The organism is Caproiciproducens galactitolivorans, assembly GCF_026672255.1.
Classification (GTDB): domain Bacteria; phylum Bacillota; class Clostridia; order Oscillospirales; family Acutalibacteraceae; genus Caproiciproducens; species Caproiciproducens galactitolivorans_A.
In genome coordinates this window covers 124,611-140,553 of the sequence record NZ_JAPOHA010000005.1, presented here as the reverse complement: position 1 = coordinate 140,553, position 15,943 = coordinate 124,611, and the positions used below count along the sequence as shown (strand labels likewise).

The window sequence follows — 15,943 nt, the reverse complement described above, 5'->3', positions numbered from 1 at the left end:
CGTTTTATCCTCCCTTACAGCGCTTCGCCGCATTTTTTGCAAATGCGTTCCTTGGTGCCGTCCTCATAAATCTTATGTGCGACACGCGTGGGTTTGCCGCAGCGAGGGCAAACGACCTGAACCTTGCAGGCGTACATGGCGCCTTCGGCTTTGATAATACCGCCCTGTTCACCCATCTTGCGAGCTTTTACATGCTTGGAAACCATGTTGCGGCCCTCAACGATGACCTTGCCCTCTTTCGGGCTGACGGCCATAATCTTGCCCTGCTTGCCGCGTTCCTTGCCGTTTAATATGACGACGGTGTCACCCGTTTTTACATGAATCTTGTTATTCATCAGTGAGCACCTCCCATCACAGAACTTCCGGGGCAAGACTTAAAATTTTAAGATAGTCTTTATCACGCAGTTCTCTGGCCACAGGCCCGAAAATACGTGTTCCCCTCGGATTCTTATCATCTTTGATGAGGACAGCCGCATTTTCGTCAAAGCGGATATATGTTCCATCATCACGGCGTACGCCAAAAGCAGTGCGGACAATGACTGCCTTAACAACTTCGCCTTTTTTAACTGTGCCGCCCGGAGCCGCTTTTTTAACAGAAGCGACAACCACGTCACCTATATTGGCATACCTTCTGCCGGTGCCGCCGAGAACGCGGATGCACATAAGCTGCTTCGCGCCGGTGTTGTCGGCAACGTTGAGGTAAGTCTGCTGTTGTATCACAGTGCGTTCCTCCTTTGCATGAAGCCAAAATTATTTGGCTTTCTCTATAATCTCGACGAGACGCCATCTTTTCTCTCTGCTTAACGGACGGGTCTCCATCACACGCACGCGGTCACCGATATTGCATTCATTGTTTTCATCATGTGCCTTCAGCTTCACGGTACGCTTGATAATCTTTTTGTAAAGCGGATGCTTAACGCTGTCTTCGATTGCAACAACGATCGTTTTATCCATTTTGTTGCTGGAGACTTTGCCAACCGCTGTCTTTCTAATATTCCTATCGCTCACAGATTAATCCTCCCTTCCGTTACGCATTCGCGCTGTCCTTGATCTCGATCTCGCGCAAAACGGTTTTGACGCGGGCGATATCTTTTTTCACAGCGGCGATACGCATCGGGTTATCGAGCTGATTAATGGCAAGTTGGAAACGCAGGTTGAAAAGCTCGGCCTTGAGGTCCTTCAGTTTGCTTTCAAGCTCTGCGGTTGTTAATTCTCTGACTTCTGAGGCCTTCATTACTGCTCACCACCCGTTTCTTCCTTCTTAACAAACTTGCACTTAATCGGCAGTTTGTTGGACGCCAGACGTAAAGCTTCTTTTGCGGTTTCTTCCGGGATTCCGCCAATTTCAAACATGACTCTGCCCGGCTTAACAACCGCCACCCAGTATTCCGGAGATCCTTTACCGGAACCCATGCGGGTTTCAGCCGGCTTCTGGGTAACTGGCTTGTCTGGGAATATCTTAATCCAAACCTGACCAAATCTCTTGCAGTAACGCGTCATGGCGACACGGGCTGCTTCTATCTGATTCGAGGTAATCCATGCCGGCTCCAGGGCCTGAAGGCCGAAATCGCCGTAAGTTACCTTATTCCCGCGGTAGCATTTGCCGGTCATACGGCCACGATGCACCTTGCGGTATTTTACACGCTTAGGCAACAGCATTATTTACTGCCTCCTTCCTTACGAGGCTTACGGTTGTCCTGAAGGACTTCGCCCCTGTAAATCCAGACCTTAACGCCGATGCGGCCGTAGGTTGTTGCAGCCTCTGCAAAGCCGTAATCAATGTCTGCGCGGATGGTCTGAAGTGGAATTGTACCGTCATGGTACTGCTCGCGTCTTGCAATTTCCGCACCGCCCAAACGACCGGACACCTGGGTTTTAATACCCTTGGCGCCAAGCTTCATGGAGCGGCCGATGCACTGTTTCATCGCGCGGCGGAAAGAAATTCTCTTTTCGAGCTGCTGTGCGATATTCTCGGCAACAAGCTGAGCGTTCAGATCAGGGGACTTAACCTCTACGATATTGATCGTAACAGGCTTCTTGAGGATGCTCTCGCACTGAACGCGGAGCTTCTCGATCTCTGAACCGCCTCTGCCGATAACCATTCCTGGTTTTGCGCAATGGATATGAACGCGAACCTTGGAAGCGTCACGTTCAATTTCAATCTTTGGAACGCCTGCGGAATACAGCTGTTTTTTCAGCACTTTGCGAAGATTATAGTCTTCAACGAGGGTATCGCCGAACGCTTTATCCTTCGCGAACCAGCGGGAATCCCAATCTTTAATTACGCCCACGCGAAACCCGTGGGGATTTATTTTCTGGCCCATAGTTTACCTCCTCTTCCGCCTTATTCTTTTTCCTTGAGCACGAGGGTAACGTGCGAAGATCTTTTTTCAATTCTAAACGCGCGACCCTGCGCCCTCGGACGAATGCGCTTGAGGATCGGGCCCGGACTTACGAAGCATTCCGCAACGTAAAGTCTGGAAACATCCATATTGTGGTTATTCTCAGCATTTGCCATGGCCGACTTCAATAACTTTACAAGATATTCGCTGGCGGCCTTCGGTGTATTCCTGAGGATAGCCATCGCAACGTCCGCCGGCTTGTTACGAATTAAATCAAGCACGATCTGAACCTTGCGGGGCGATATACGGGCGTACTTTAAATAAGCCCTTGCTTCCATGCTATACACTCCTTTCGGCCGTTATTTGCTCGGCGATGTCGTTTTTGAACCGGAATGACCCTTAAAGGTTCTGGTGGGAGCAAACTCACCGAGTTTGTGTCCTACCATATCCTCTGTGACATAGACCGGAACATGCTTACGGCCGTCGTGGACCGCAATGGTATGGCCAACGAAATCCGGGAAAATAATGGAGGCTCTGCTCCATGTTTTAATGATTTTCTTTTCGCCGGCCGCGTTCATTTCTTGAATCCTTTTAAGCAGCACAGGCTGAACATAAGGACCCTTTTTTATGCTTCTGCCCATAGTTCATAAGCTCCTTTCTGTACGCCTTATTTGCCGTTTCTACGCTTGACGATAAATTTATCGGAGCGATGGTGGTGAGCGCGCGTCTTATAACCGAGTGCCGGTTTGCCCCACGGGGTAACAGGTCCCGGACGGCCGACCGGTGCTTTGCCTTCGCCGCCGCCGTGCGGATGGTCGTTCGGGTTCATAACGGAACCGCGGACGGTTGGTCTCCAGCCCATGTGGCGTTTGCGTCCGGCTTTACCGATTTTCACATTCTCGTGGTCAATGTTGCTGACCTGGCCGATGGTTGCCATGCAGTTTACCGGTACGTTGCGAAGTTCGCCGGAAGGAAGTCTTAACAGAGCCATTCCGTTTTCCTTCGCCATCAGCTGAGCCATGTTGCCGGCTGCGCGGGCCAATTGAGCGCCCTTGCCCGGGTAAAGCTCTACGTTGTGGATAAAGGTACCGACCGGGATATTTTCAAGCGGAAGCGCGTTGCCCGGCTTGATATCCGCTCCGGTGCCGGATACGACAACATCGCCGACCTTCAGGCCGTTCGGAGCGATGATGTATCTTTTTTCGCCGTCCTCATACTGTACAAGAGCAATGAAGGCGGAACGGTTCGGGTCGTACTCAATGGTCTGAACGGTGCCCGGTGCGTCGAACTTCTGACGCTTAAAGTCAATAATACGGTATTTCTTGCGGTTTGCACCGCCGCGGTGCCGTACGGTGATCCTGCCGTAGCTGTTTCGTCCGGATTTATTGTTCATCGGAGCCAGGAGGCTCTTTTCCGGTCCAACTTTGGAAAGTTTGGAATAATCCGTTACGGACATACCACGCCTTGAAGCCGTGGTAGGTTTAAAGTTAATAATAGGCATTTAGGTTTCACACTCCTCATGATGGCTTTGCGGGGAAATGCCGATTCCCCATCCATGCCTCTGCATTCATCCGGCAGAGTTTACATCATGCCTTCAAAAAACTCGATTGTCTTGCTGTCTTCGGTAAGGGTAACGATTGCTTTCTTCCATGCGGGAGTATAGCCTTCGTTTCTGCCTTGGCGGCGCAGATGGCCGCGAACATGCAGGGTGTTTACTTTTCTTACCTTTACACCGAAAAGCGTTTCAACCGCTCTTGCGATATCGATTTTTGTGGCATCCTTGGCTACTTCAAAGGTGTACTTCTTCATGCCAATACCGGCCATGCTGTTTTCCGTGATAATGGGGCGAATGACGATGTCCTGTGCTGCCATTATGCATACACCTCCTCAATCTGGGCTACGGCATCCTTAAGCACAATGAACTTGTCTGCATTTAAGATGTCGTAGACATTCAAGGTGTTCGCCATAGCCGTCTTTACTCCAGGGATATTGGCTGCCGAAGCGATAACCTTCTCGTTAACCTCGGGGAGAACGATAAGCGCTTTTTTCTCGGAGCCGATCGCCTTGAGCAATGCCGCGATGGCCTTTGTCTTATATTCGTCAAGCGCAATCTTATCAAGCACGATCATATCGTTGTCGATTACCTTGCTTGAAAGAGCCGACTTCATTGCAAGACGCTTTACTTTTTTATTTAAAGAATAGCTGTAGTCGCGCGGTTTCGGAGCAAAAGCGATACCGCCGTGTGTCCACTGCGGTGAACGAGTGGAGCCCTGTCTTGCGTGGCCGGTGCCCTTTTGTCTCCACGGCTTTCTGCCGCCGCCGGAAACCTCGGCGCGGGTCAGTGCCGACTGTGTGCCCTGACGCTGGTTTGCAAGATAGTTTACAACCATGTCGTGCAAAACCTTTGTGTTGGGTTCAATTCCGAATATGGCGTCGGAAAGATCCATTTTTTCAACTTCCTTACCGGCCATATCAAGTACTGCTACTTTAGGCATTCCAATTCCTCCTTCCCTTACGCCTTAACGCTGTCATGGATTACTACGATTCCGCCGTTCGGGCCGGGAACTGCGCCCTTGATAGCAATCAGGTTGTTTTCCGTATCCACTTTGGCAACGGTCAGATTCTGAACCGTAACTCTTTCCGCGCCCAGATGGCCGGCCATCTTCAGGCCCGGGAATACTCTTGAAGGATCCGAGCAGCAGCCGTTGGAACCGCCGTGGCGGGCAACAGGGCCGGAACCGTGAGTTTCCTTCAGTCTCTGGAAGTTCCAGCGTTTAATAACGCCGGCGTATCCCTTACCTTTGCTGGTAGCGGTAACGTCAACCTTATCCCCTACTGCAAAAGTGTCCGCTTTAATGAGGTCACCCACGTTGAAAGCGTCCGTGTTTTCCATTCTGAATTCTCTGAGTGTTTTCTTGGGAGCGACATCCGCTTTTGCAAAATGTCCTTTCATGGGCTTATTGACTTTTTGCGGCTTTAAATCGCCGTAGCCCATCTGGACGGACGCGTAGCCGTCGTTTTCAACCGTTTTCTTCTGTGCGATAACACAGGGACCGGCTTCAACAACTGTTACGGGGATGACATTTCCCTTTTCATCGAAAATCTGCGTCATGCCGATTTTCTTGCCGATAATACCTTTTTGCATTATTTTACCTCCTATGCAGGTTATTGGTTGGCTTTTGCCAACATGACCCCGGCCGCAGGTTGGTTAAATCAGAGTTTAATCTCTATTTCAACACCGGCGGGGAGCTCCAGACCCATCAAAGCCTCTACGGTTTTGTTGGATGGTCTGAGAATGTCGATAAGTCTTTTGTGTGTTCTCATCTCGAATTGCTCACGGCTGTCCTTGTACTTGTGAACAGCACGCAGAATCGTAATGGTCTGCTTTTCGGTCGGGAGCGGGACCGGCCCGGAAACCCGTGCGCCCGTGCGCTTTGCTGTCTGTACAATCTTGTCAGCCGACTGATCAACCAACTGATGATCGTAACCCTTGATTCTTATCCTGATTTTCTCCTTGACTGCCACTGTGAATCGCCTCCTTATTGTAGTTGGCGGGCGGCGTTTTTCAAATCCTAACACCGTGCCGGGTGTTCCCTCTTAGCACATTAAAAACCGGATTGACTTTTTCAAGTTAATCCGGGTGTTGGCATAAAAAACGTCTGAGCATAACAGGAGACAGGCATAAAACACCTACTCCCATCGCACGCTCAAAGTATCTGTCGCCCGGTTTAAAATCGGACATACTCCACGGAAAAACCGGCGTGTTTCAGCCGCAACCTCCCGCTTCATCGCATATCTGTCGCAGTCGTGCTTCATTATAATACCATATGAGAGCCTTATATGCAAGCATTTTTTCTTTATTTTTAAGATTTTTTTCTTTGTTTTTCTAAGCTTCCGAGACTGCTTTCCCATTGCCTTTTATCATTTCGAGCGCGGCTTTTTCTGTTTATGGGAATGCCCAAGGAAAATGGCGCTGAGCATCGCGGCCGTGCTGAAAAAACGAATCCGGCAATCGCGCGCAATCAACGGGAACGCCCTTTTTGCCGCAAAGGAAGCGGTTGGGCGGTCAGGGTCTCCGATGACGCCGACAAAACCGGCCCCGAAAGGCCGTATGGAAGAAAGCCGCCCCATTTTCCGCATCACCCTGCCCGCGGCCGCCAGTCCCCCGGCAAGAAGCAGGATTCCCGCGAGGATTCTTTTCATGATTTTCCTCCGTCTTCAACCATTATTTCCAGTATTTACCGAAATATTCCTATATTTTATGCCTTGAATCGAAAAAAATCACTGCGGCGCAAAGGAGTACCAGAACAGCGCCCGCTGCATAAAAAAGCGGATTGCTGAATCCGCCGCTCACAAAAATGGCAGTAGGACCGTCGGCGCCTCCAATTACGCGGTAAGGAACTGTATCCGCGTGGTTCCGCAGGGCTTTGATCCACAGCCCCAGCAGAACGGTCAGGGCGGATGCGCCAAGAGTCAGAGCAAAAGCCTTTTTCTTTCCCATTTCCTCGCTCCCCATGCATCTATTTTCTTTTAAATGATAACACGGGGAGCGATAGAAGGAAAGGGCATTTCTTTTTTATTTGAAGTTTTTCCAGATTGCATTGCTTGTCATAAACGGCTTCATCTGGTCGTAGGTCAGAACCAGTTTGATGGTCCTTTTGTCCGGTTTGCTAACCGGCAGGCCGAATCCAACGCCGTACTTTGAAAAATACACGGAACCGGAATCCAGCGCAGACTTAATTACATCGGCGGTAATGTATGGCGCAACGTCTCCGCTGAGCTGGCCTTTTACACTCTCCAGCGTCTTGCAGAGCGCGTCATTTTTCACAACCAGGTCATCCATGCTGAGAATGGCGCCCGTACTTAAATTGATATTGATTACGCGCAGGGTGCGGGTCGGAGTTGCTTTCGGGGTGGAAACTTTAACATATTCGTTAAAGCCGATGCTGATGAAATTCTTTCCTTCGTAAGCGACTTCGCCGCTTACCTTAACGGTCGTCTTGTCTTTCTTTTTGCTGGTTCCCATGGAATTGATCGTCTTCATCGCACTGCTCTTGATGGCCGCATTGATTTTATCCGCGTTGGAAATTTTGCCGGACAGCACCGGATAGGACGCGTTATAGATATTATTGTCATTCTTATAGCTGTAGCTGTCCAGCTTAACGGTATATACGCCGTTGTTCAGGTTGGAAGCCGCCTTGGGGTTTACTATTTTGGGCTGATCCAGTTTCGCAGCTTCTCCGGACGATGCCTTTTTCTGATCCGGATTGGATGACTCCTGCGGAATGGAAGCCGGGGCCGACGCCGTTTCGGAAGACGCTTCTTCGCCGGACACCTCAGTGCCGGATACCTCCGTGCCGGAAACATTATTATTCTGCGCAGGCGACGTCTGCCCGCCCTTACATGCGGACATAGACACAACCATTGCAAGCGCTAAAATAAGCGCACATATTTTTTTCATTTCGTTCACTCCTTAAATAAGAATTGTCAGTATTTTGATAAGATATCTGCCAACGTTTTTTTATGGTAACACATCCCTTTTGAAAAAGCAATTTACAAAACCGTTATGGTTATGACAAAGAAAAGGGAGAAATGTTACCATTCAACAGGATTTATTTACATTATTTTCCAGATTGTATAAAGATATTCAACAATCGCGCTCTAATCCGTTGAAATCACGAAGGTTTGCCTGCATTATAAATAAATTGTAAAATTTCAGAGCGGCGGCGGATTTGCCTGCCCGAGCGATTGAGAAAGGGAAGCAGTCCCCTCGCGAAACCATTTAGACGAGCAGTAAGCGTTCCATAACCATTCCGTGGAGAAGCGCCGCTTATGCAGCGCGGGGGAAACAGCGAAAGACGCTGTGCGTCCGCGGATTTGCCATCAGTCTGAAAAAGGCCGGACGAAATCGTCCGGCCTTTGCTATATCATATCTTAATAGGCTTTGCCCCAGTAAACCATTGACTTTGCAGGTTTGCCGCAGCAGACACAGGTGTCGCCGACATGTTCCTGCTCAAAGGGCATACAGCGGGAAGAAACGCCCGCGACTTCCTTCAGCTTTTCTTCGCAGGCTGAATCGCCGCACCACATCGCTTTGATAAAACCCGGCTTGCTGTCCGCGATTTCTTGAAGCTCGTCCAATGTTTTCGCGGAATAGGTCATGCTCTCGCGGCGGGCAAGCGCCTTTTCGTACATGCCCCTGCGTACTTCTTCAAGCTGTTCGGCCACAGCCTGCTCCAGCTGATCGAGCGGCACAAAAACCTTCTGCCGGTCATGGCGGCGAACCAGAACGCACTGGTTCTTCTCGATATCCTTCGGCCCGATTTCCAGACGGAGCGGAACGCCCTTCATTTCGTACTGGGCAAATTTCCAGCCCGGCGACTGATCGGAATCGTCTACGCGCACCCGGAACGTCTTTTTCAGCCTCTCACGCAGTTCCTGCGCTTTGTCGAGCACGCCCGGCTTATGCTGGGCGACCGGTACGATGATAACCTGTATCGGCGCGACAGCGGGCGGAAGCACCAGTCCGTCGTTGTCGCCGTGCGTCATGATCACCCCGCCGATGATGCGGGTGCTCATTCCCCAGGAGGTCTGGAACGGATGGCAGACGGAGTTGTCTCTGCCCTGGAAGGTGACGTTGAACGCCTTTGCAAAGCCGTCGCCGAAATAATGGCTGGTTCCGGACTGCAAAGCCTTGCCGTCGTGCATCATTGCCTCAATGGTATACGTTGCGACGGCGCCGGAAAATTTCTCTTTATCGGTCTTGCGGCCTTTAATAACCGGGATGGCCAGTTCATTTTCACAGAAATCGGCGTACACCCCGAGCATCCGCTCGGTTTCCGCCTCCGCTTCTTCGGCGGTTTCGTGCATGGTGTGGCCTTCCTGCCAGTGGAATTCCACGGAACGGAGGAACGGGCGCGTTGTTTTTTCCCAGCGGACGACCGAACACCACTGATTATAGAGCTTCGGCAGATCGCGCCAGGACTGGATGACCTTTGCATAATGGTCGCAGAACAGCGTTTCGGACGTGGGGCGAACGCACAATCTTTCCTGCAATTTTTCGTTGCCGCCCATTGTAACCCAGGCAACCTCCGGCGCAAAGCCCTGCACATGCTCTTTTTCCTTGTTCAAAAGGCTTTCCGGAATAAACATCGGCATGGAGACATTTTCATGACCCAGCTCCTTGAATTTCGCATCCAGAATATGCTGGATGTTTTCCCAGATCGCCCAACCGTACGGCTCAATGACCATGCAGCCGCGCACGCTGGTGTAATCCATCAGCTCGGCTTTTTTTACAATATCCGTGTACCATTTGGCGAAGTCCTCCTCCATGGGAGTAATCGCCTCTACCATTTTTTTCTGTTCGGCCATAGTAACTACCTTTCTGACTATCTCACGCGCCGTTAAGGAAGCGCCGATTCCTGACGCGGTTCCTTAATCTTCGTCGTTCTTTTCTTTTGTCGTATGATTTAAAATTACCGTTACCAAATAGATGAGAAGCATAACGATAAAGATGCCAAGCATCCCCAGCCCCATCAGGCGGAGGGATTTTCCGATATCTTCATTTGTAACATTTCCCAGCAGACTGGTAAACGCAACGGTAAGCAGATTGAAGTTCAGCATTTACATCATCCCCCACTTTCTTGCAAGAGAAAGGATAATTCCTCCCGCAACAACGGAACCGATCTGACCGGCAACATTCGCGCCGACCGCGTGCATCAGAAGATGATTCTGGTTGTCCTCTTTCAGCGCCATTTTCTGGATCACCCGGGCGGACATCGGAAACGCCGAGATACCGGCGCCGCCGACCATCGGATTGATCTTTTTGCCCTCCGGAAGGAACAGGTTCAGTATTTTCGCAAAGACGACGCCGCCGATGGTGTCGAATACGAAAGCGAACAGGCCCAGCGCCATGACAATCAATGTTCCAAAAGTAAGGAACTTGTCCGCCTGCATCTGAAACGCGATGGTGATTCCCAAAAAGATGGTGATCAGGTTCGCAAGCGGGCCCTGCGCCGTCTGGGAAAGACTTTCGAGCCTGCCGCATTCGCGGATCAGATTTCCGAACATCAAGAAGCCGACAAGGGAAACCGAATCCGGTGCGATCAGTCCCGCAATCAGCGTAACAATAATCGGGAACAGGATTTTCGTTGTTTTGGATACCGACTTCGGATTGTACGGCATACGGATCATGCGTTCCCGTTTGGTTGTAACAAGCCGGATCGCGGTCGGCTGGATAATCGGAACCAGCGCCATATAAGAATAGGCGGCAACGGCGATCGCGCCCATATATCCGCTTTTCAGCACCTGCGAAACAAGGATGGAGGTCGGGCCGTCCGCCGCGCCGATCACGCCGATGCTCATTGCATCCTTTAACGGGAAGCCCAGCAGTACGGCGAACACAACCGTTAAAAAGATGCCGAACTGCGCCGCGCCGCCGAACAGGAGCATTCGCGGGTTGGAAAGCAGCGGGCCGAAATCGATCATCGCGCCGATTCCGACAAACAGAAGCAGCGGAAACGCTTCGGAAGAGGCAATTCCCTTTTGGAAAAGCCACTGTACAATCCCGTTCTCGCCGATTACGCCGGGAAGCGGAAGATTCACAAGAATCGCGCCGAATCCCATCGGCAGAAGCAGAGCAGGCTCAAAATCCTTTTTAATCGCAAGCCAGATCAGAAGCCCGCCGATCAGCCACATGGCCAGCATTTTGGGATTTGCCAGCATGTACAGTAAGCCGTCGGTTAAAAAGCTGAATTCACTCAACGAATTTACGCCCCTTTATCACAATTCATTCTTAACAAACTATTCATATATTATATCGGAAATAAACCCTTTTTTCAAGTAAAAATGCCAGAAAGCGCAAAAACGGAGCAGAATAAAAAATCCGCCATGCTAAGCACGGCGGATTTGAAGAAAACGCAGTTAAACATTGTCTTCAATGTACTTTACGAGTTCACCGACGGTTTTGATGTTATCGATCTCTTCATCCGGCACTTCAATTTCGAATTCATCTTCAATTGACATCAAAAGGTCAACGACGTCCAAGGAATCGGCGCCTAAATCATCAGCAATGCTCGTATCGGCGGTAATTGAATCCTCCTCTACATCAAACTGTTCGCTGAGAATCGCCTTCACCTTTTCGAATACCATGTTTTATCCTCCTTAAAAAATTCTCTGCATTTTGAATCATCGGCTCGCGGATAACGTTATCATTTATTATGGACAATCTTATTTCAGGTGTGATACAATTGCCACAGAAAAAACCATGAAATCGCTCCGGACACGAATTCTCTAACCACATATTATTAGCAAACTATGACTTTGTCAATATGTTTCCGGATTTTTTATTTGAAAATAAGGGGAACCTAAAATGATCGAAAAAACCTATGCTGTAATCGGGCATCCGATTGCGCATACAATGTCGCCTTTTATCCATGCCCGCCTTTTTTCTTTAAATGGAAAACAGGCCGGATACGGCGTTCGGGATATCCCGCCGCAGGAACTGGAAAAGCGGATGGACGAGCTGCGCTCCCTTCGCGGTTTCAACATAACCATTCCCCACAAGCAGTCGATTATTCCCCTGCTGGACGGACTGGACCAAAAATCCGTTTTTTATAATTCCGTGAATACCGTGCAAAACCGAAACGGCCGCCTGACCGGTTTTACAACCGACGGTACGGGGTTCTGCAAAGCGCTGGAAGCCGGAGGTGCGAAGCTGAACGGGCGCACCGTGGTATTGGGCGCGGGCGGCGCGGGACGCGTCATGGCCTTTGAAGCGGCATTGCGCGGCGGCACCGTAACGGTGGCCGTGCGGCGGCACGGACTGGAAGCCGCGCAGAAGCTCTGTTCCGATATTCAAAGCAGGGTGAAGGGCGCCAAGGCTGATTTCTGCCTGCTGGAAGAAATTCACGGAAAAATCGACCTGCTCGCGAACGCTACGCCGGTCGGGATGTACCCGCACACCGAAGCATGTCCCGTTTCGGAAGAAATTATCCGAAACGCCTCATGCGTTTTTGACGCGGTTTACAACCCGAACGAAACCCTGCTTTTAAAAACCGCACGCAAAAACGGCGTGCGTGCAATCGGCGGAATCAGCATGCTGGTCTGGCAGGCGGCCGCCGCGCAGGAAATCTGGTATGGCGCAAAGTTCCGGAAAGAGGATATCGAAGCCTTGTGCGCGGACGCCGTTTTCGAAATGAAAAAAGAATTCGGCAACCTTGTCCTCTGCGGTTTTATGGGCAGCGGAAAGACGACCGTCGGAAAGCTTATCGCGCAAAAGGCGGGAAGGACTTTCGTGGATATGGATCAATACATTGAGCAGAAACAGGGCGTTCGGATTTCCGAGTTATTTGCTTCGCAAGGCGAAGCGGCGTTCCGGAAGCTTGAGCGGGAAGCGGCAAGGGAACTCGCGCAAAAAAGCGGGCTGATTATCGCCACCGGCGGCGGAACGCTGATGGACCCGGAAAATACAGCCGAATTAAAGAGCAGCGGCATCATCGTTTTGCTGGACGCGTCCCTGGAGAAAATCCAGAAGCGGCTTCGGGGGGATCAGACCCGCCCGCTGCTCTCCGGGCCGGAACACGACGAAAACCTGCGCCGGCTCTACCTGGAACGTTCGGACCGGTACCGCTTGTCCGCGGACAGAACCGTCCCCGCGGACGCACCGGCCGTTGAAGTTGCGGAGCAAATCCTTCAGGCATTAAAAAACCCGCCCATTCCGTCTGAATAAGCGGGAAAATGAAATATCACTGTACGATATCGGAGTAGATGCAGCAGGAATTTTTCCCATTGTGCTTTACTGCGTACATAGCGGCGTCCGCTTTTTCAAACAGCTCGTGGTAATCCCTGCCGTGCTTTGGGTAAACCGAAACGCCGATACTGCCGGAAACCTGAAAATCCCGGTTCTGTTCCGGGCGGATGCTTCGGAAAACATTCTGCAAAAGTTCGGCTTTCCGTTGAATATCCCTCATTGAAATATTTTTTAGAAATACAACAAATTCATCGCCGCCGATCCGGCCGACGATATCGTTCTCGCGGAACTGGCTCCGCAGTTTGGCGGACACTTCCCCGATTACTTCGTCGCCGAGCAGGTGCCCGAGATGGTCGTTGATATCTTTAAAATTGTCAATATCAATTAAAAATAAAGCGTGCTGGCTGCCGGGTACGCTTTCATCGATCGCTTTGTCGATCAGCCGGGACGTGGTTACATGATTGTACAGCCCGCTCAGCAAATCACGCTCCGCTCTTTCCCTCAGACGCAGCGTTTCCTTTTTCTGGTTGTCGATATCAATAAAAAAGACAATCATCCTGGAAAGATCGCCCTTTTCGTCGCGAATGATCGTACTGCGGACCCGGTACCAGCGATAGGTTCCGTTCACATCCATAAACCGGTAATCCGGATTTTTCTGTCTTCTTCCGTGCATAAAACCATACAGATCATCCACAAGCCGCTGCTTATCCTCCGCAAAAACAATATCGGAATGGCAAAGGCCGTCCAGCAGCCCGTCCGTACTGAATCCGGTTCCGAACCTGTCCTGAAAAGGATGGGAATAATAAATCTCCTGTGTCTTGAAATTATAGTCCAGAATCGGGTCGGCCGCCTGCTCCATAATGATGCGGTAGCGTTCCTCGCTCGCGGCAAGTTCCCGCTTTGCCTTACGGATAATCTCAAACTGCTCGCGTTCTTTATTGAGCGATCTTCGTTTTTCCGTAATATCTTCGATCACACCGCAGAGCAATTCCGAGCCGTCCTCTTCGATTAAAAGGCGCAGGCTGCAGCTTACCCAGATGTGATGGCCGTCTTTCTTAATGAGCTTCAATTCGATTTCCACATGATTGCTGTAATCGCCCGGAAAAAAACTCTGCATAAAATTCGGACGGTTATAACGTTGATCCGCACTTAATACGGGGTGCTCCGAACTGTTTAATGCGGTTATCTCGCCTTCACGAAATCCCAGCATTTCATAAAAGGGGCTGCTGGCGTAAACGATTGTCAGCGCATCGTCATTCTTACAGCATAGAATTCCCGCTCCAAGGTAATTAATAATTCTTCGTAAGTCAAATTCTTCTGCTGCTTTTTGTGACATTGGCACCCCCTCTTTCTTTTTTCTGCAAAAAATTTCGATATTTCTTCCTTCATGTCTGATATTGTATCAAGTTTGCACCATAAAAGCAATGATATAAATGTATTTTTCGTACAACTTTGAGTGATTCCCCGTTTTTTGACGAAATAAATATTTTTCTTTTTTCACTTGACACCCTTTCCAATCTGTATTATGATACAAGGCAAGAATACCAAAGGAGCTTCACGATGCGTTCTGCGACAGGCACAAATCGATTTACAGCTTACGGTTATCCCCGCTATTTTATGGCGCGGGATTTTTGTGCTACTCAAAAAAGAACTGTGAGCTTTTGTATGAAGGTATAGCCTGACCCTTTATAGGCTGATATTTTAACGGAGCTGACAGCAGCTCCGTTATTTTTTACCCTTTTTATCCCGTATACTTTCTAGGAGGAAGAAAATATGATTATTGTACTGAAATCCGAATGCACCCCGGAGCAGGTAAGCGAATTTACGAAGGCTCTTACGAACGAGTATAGCATAAAGGTCAATACCTGGGTAGGTACGCAAAGCACTGTGCTCGGCCTGATCGGCGATACTTCAGATATTGATATCGACTATATCGCCGCGCAGGATTTTGTGGAAAGCGTAAAGCGGGTGCAGGAGCCTTACAAAAAATCCAACCGGAAATTCCATCCCGACGACACCATCATCACCCTGCCCGGCGGGCAGACGATCGGCGGCGGCGGGCTGACGCTGATTGCCGGGCCGTGTTCCGTGGAAAGCGAAGAACAGATCTGCGGCATTGCCCGGCGGGTCAAGGCGGCTGGGGCGCAGTTCCTGCGCGGCGGCGCGTTCAAGCCGAGAACCTCTCCCTACGCCTTTCAGGGACTGAAAGCCGAGGGGCTGGAGCTTTTAAAAGAAGCCAAAAAGGAAAGCGGCCTCCCGATTGTCACCGAAATCATGAGCGCCAATCACATCGATCTGTTTTTAGAAAACGGCGTCGATATCATCCAGGTCGGCGCGCGGAATATGCAGAATTTCGAATTGCTCAAGGAACTGGGGAAAATCAAAAAGCCGATTCTTCTGAAGCGCGGGCTGTCCAGCACGATTGAGGAGCTTCTGATGAGCGCGGAATACATTATGGCCGGCGGCAACGATCAGGTCATCCTCTGTGAGCGCGGCATCCGCACGTATGAAACCTATACGCGCAACACGCTGGATATTTCCGCTGTGCCGATTCTGAAAAAGCTTTCCCATCTTCCCGTTCTGGTTGACCCGAGCCACGCGGGCGGCATCGCCTGGCTGGTGGAACCGCTTGCGCTCGCGGCCGTCGCCGCCGGTGCGGACGGCCTGATTATCGAGGTGCACAACAACCCGGCAAAGGCGCTTTCCGACGGCGCCCAGTCGCTGACCCCGGATCAGTTCGACAAAGTTGCGGAGCATCTCCGCTCCGCGGCAAAAGCCTTTGGAAGAAATGTGGAATCCCCTGTAAATTTTTGCTATAATAAATAAAACATTGACGCGGGGGTATTCCATT

General features: G+C 50.5%; 23 protein-coding genes. 2 read left to right on the top strand and 21 right to left on the bottom strand.

Annotated features, from left to right (window positions below; translation table 11 throughout):
* Positions 1-14: 14 nt before the first annotated feature.
* The 20 genes from rplX to acpP form a co-directional block, all read right to left on the bottom strand.
* On the bottom strand, positions 15-335 hold the full coding sequence (rplX, locus tag OUY18_RS06470; protein ID WP_268057939.1) for a 50S ribosomal protein L24: 321 nt from the start codon (positions 333-335) through the stop codon (positions 15-17).
* Positions 336-351: 16 nt separating this feature from the next.
* Positions 352-720 (bottom strand): 50S ribosomal protein L14, encoded by a 369-nt coding sequence (gene rplN / locus OUY18_RS06465; RefSeq protein WP_038325924.1) that lies wholly within the window; start codon positions 718-720, stop codon positions 352-354.
* 30 nt (positions 721-750) lie between these two features.
* Entirely contained in the window at positions 751-1,008 is a 258-nt protein-coding gene (gene rpsQ, locus OUY18_RS06460; protein ID WP_268057938.1) for a 30S ribosomal protein S17, read from the bottom strand.
* A 19-nt stretch (positions 1,009-1,027) separates the two neighbouring features.
* Positions 1,028-1,234: a 50S ribosomal protein L29 gene (rpmC, locus tag OUY18_RS06455; RefSeq protein WP_268057937.1), complete on the bottom strand. Its 207-nt coding sequence runs from the start codon at positions 1,232-1,234 to the stop codon at positions 1,028-1,030.
* Positions 1,234-1,659, bottom strand: a complete 426-nt coding sequence (gene rplP / locus OUY18_RS06450) for a 50S ribosomal protein L16 (protein ID WP_268057936.1) — start codon at positions 1,657-1,659, stop codon at positions 1,234-1,236. Before rplP ends, rpmC begins: the two co-directional genes overlap by 1 nt.
* Positions 1,659-2,324, bottom strand: coding sequence for a 30S ribosomal protein S3 (gene rpsC, locus OUY18_RS06445; protein ID WP_268057935.1), 666 nt, complete (start codon positions 2,322-2,324; stop codon positions 1,659-1,661). The genes rplP and rpsC overlap by 1 nt, the downstream gene beginning before the upstream one ends.
* Before the next feature lie 20 nt (positions 2,325-2,344).
* Positions 2,345-2,680 carry a 50S ribosomal protein L22 gene (gene rplV, locus OUY18_RS06440; RefSeq protein WP_268057934.1) on the bottom strand — a complete coding sequence of 112 codons (336 nt, stop codon included), beginning with the start codon at positions 2,678-2,680 and terminating at the stop codon, positions 2,345-2,347.
* 21 nt (positions 2,681-2,701) lie between these two features.
* On the bottom strand, positions 2,702-2,983 hold the full coding sequence (gene rpsS, locus OUY18_RS06435) for a 30S ribosomal protein S19 (RefSeq protein WP_268057933.1): 282 nt from the start codon (positions 2,981-2,983) through the stop codon (positions 2,702-2,704).
* A gap of 26 nt (positions 2,984-3,009) precedes the next feature.
* Positions 3,010-3,843, bottom strand: a complete 834-nt coding sequence (gene rplB, locus OUY18_RS06430) for a 50S ribosomal protein L2 (protein WP_268057932.1) — start codon at positions 3,841-3,843, stop codon at positions 3,010-3,012.
* A gap of 80 nt (positions 3,844-3,923) precedes the next feature.
* On the bottom strand, positions 3,924-4,214 hold the full coding sequence (gene rplW, locus OUY18_RS06425) for a 50S ribosomal protein L23 (protein ID WP_268057931.1): 291 nt from the start codon (positions 4,212-4,214) through the stop codon (positions 3,924-3,926).
* Complete coding sequence (gene rplD, locus OUY18_RS06420; protein WP_268057930.1) at positions 4,214-4,837, bottom strand: 50S ribosomal protein L4; 624 nt, start codon at positions 4,835-4,837, stop codon at positions 4,214-4,216. The genes rplW and rplD overlap by 1 nt, the downstream gene beginning before the upstream one ends.
* A gap of 17 nt (positions 4,838-4,854) precedes the next feature.
* Complete coding sequence (gene rplC / locus OUY18_RS06415; RefSeq protein WP_268057929.1) at positions 4,855-5,487, bottom strand: 50S ribosomal protein L3; 633 nt, start codon at positions 5,485-5,487, stop codon at positions 4,855-4,857.
* Between the two features lie 68 nt (positions 5,488-5,555).
* Positions 5,556-5,867 (bottom strand): 30S ribosomal protein S10, encoded by a 312-nt coding sequence (rpsJ, locus tag OUY18_RS06410; RefSeq protein ID WP_268057928.1) that lies wholly within the window; start codon positions 5,865-5,867, stop codon positions 5,556-5,558.
* A 396-nt stretch (positions 5,868-6,263) separates the two neighbouring features.
* Positions 6,264-6,545: a hypothetical protein gene (locus OUY18_RS06405; RefSeq protein WP_268057927.1), complete on the bottom strand. Its 282-nt coding sequence runs from the start codon at positions 6,543-6,545 to the stop codon at positions 6,264-6,266.
* 49 nt (positions 6,546-6,594) lie between these two features.
* Positions 6,595-6,843, bottom strand: a complete 249-nt coding sequence (locus OUY18_RS06400) for a hypothetical protein (protein WP_268057926.1) — start codon at positions 6,841-6,843, stop codon at positions 6,595-6,597.
* Between the two features lie 75 nt (positions 6,844-6,918).
* Complete coding sequence (locus OUY18_RS06395; RefSeq protein WP_268057925.1) at positions 6,919-7,803, bottom strand: hypothetical protein; 885 nt, start codon at positions 7,801-7,803, stop codon at positions 6,919-6,921.
* Between the two features lie 473 nt (positions 7,804-8,276).
* Positions 8,277-9,713, bottom strand: a complete 1,437-nt coding sequence (proS, locus tag OUY18_RS06390; RefSeq protein ID WP_268057924.1) for a proline--tRNA ligase — start codon at positions 9,711-9,713, stop codon at positions 8,277-8,279.
* A gap of 63 nt (positions 9,714-9,776) precedes the next feature.
* Positions 9,777-9,965, bottom strand: coding sequence for a hypothetical protein (locus OUY18_RS06385; RefSeq protein ID WP_268057923.1), 189 nt, complete (start codon positions 9,963-9,965; stop codon positions 9,777-9,779).
* Entirely contained in the window at positions 9,966-11,048 is a 1,083-nt protein-coding gene (locus tag OUY18_RS06380) for a sodium ion-translocating decarboxylase subunit beta (protein ID WP_326492984.1), read from the bottom strand.
* A 216-nt stretch (positions 11,049-11,264) separates the two neighbouring features.
* The gene (acpP, locus tag OUY18_RS06375; protein ID WP_268057922.1) at positions 11,265-11,492 is read right to left on the bottom strand and encodes an acyl carrier protein; all 228 of its coding nucleotides are present in this window, start codon (positions 11,490-11,492) and stop codon (positions 11,265-11,267) included.
* Positions 11,493-11,712: 220 nt separating this feature from the next.
* Here acpP and aroE point away from each other — a divergent pair, with 220 nt between their 5' ends.
* Positions 11,713-13,071 (top strand): shikimate dehydrogenase, encoded by a 1,359-nt coding sequence (gene aroE, locus OUY18_RS06370; protein WP_268057921.1) that lies wholly within the window; start codon positions 11,713-11,715, stop codon positions 13,069-13,071.
* 16 nt (positions 13,072-13,087) lie between these two features.
* Here aroE and OUY18_RS06365 read toward each other — a convergent pair whose 3' ends face one another.
* Positions 13,088-14,428: a sensor domain-containing diguanylate cyclase gene (locus OUY18_RS06365; RefSeq protein WP_268057920.1), complete on the bottom strand. Its 1,341-nt coding sequence runs from the start codon at positions 14,426-14,428 to the stop codon at positions 13,088-13,090.
* 437 nt (positions 14,429-14,865) lie between these two features.
* Between OUY18_RS06365 and aroF the strand changes: the two genes are divergently transcribed.
* Positions 14,866-15,918, top strand: a complete 1,053-nt coding sequence (gene aroF / locus OUY18_RS06360) for a 3-deoxy-7-phosphoheptulonate synthase (protein ID WP_268057919.1) — start codon at positions 14,866-14,868, stop codon at positions 15,916-15,918.
* The last annotated feature ends 25 nt before the right edge of the window (positions 15,919-15,943 follow it).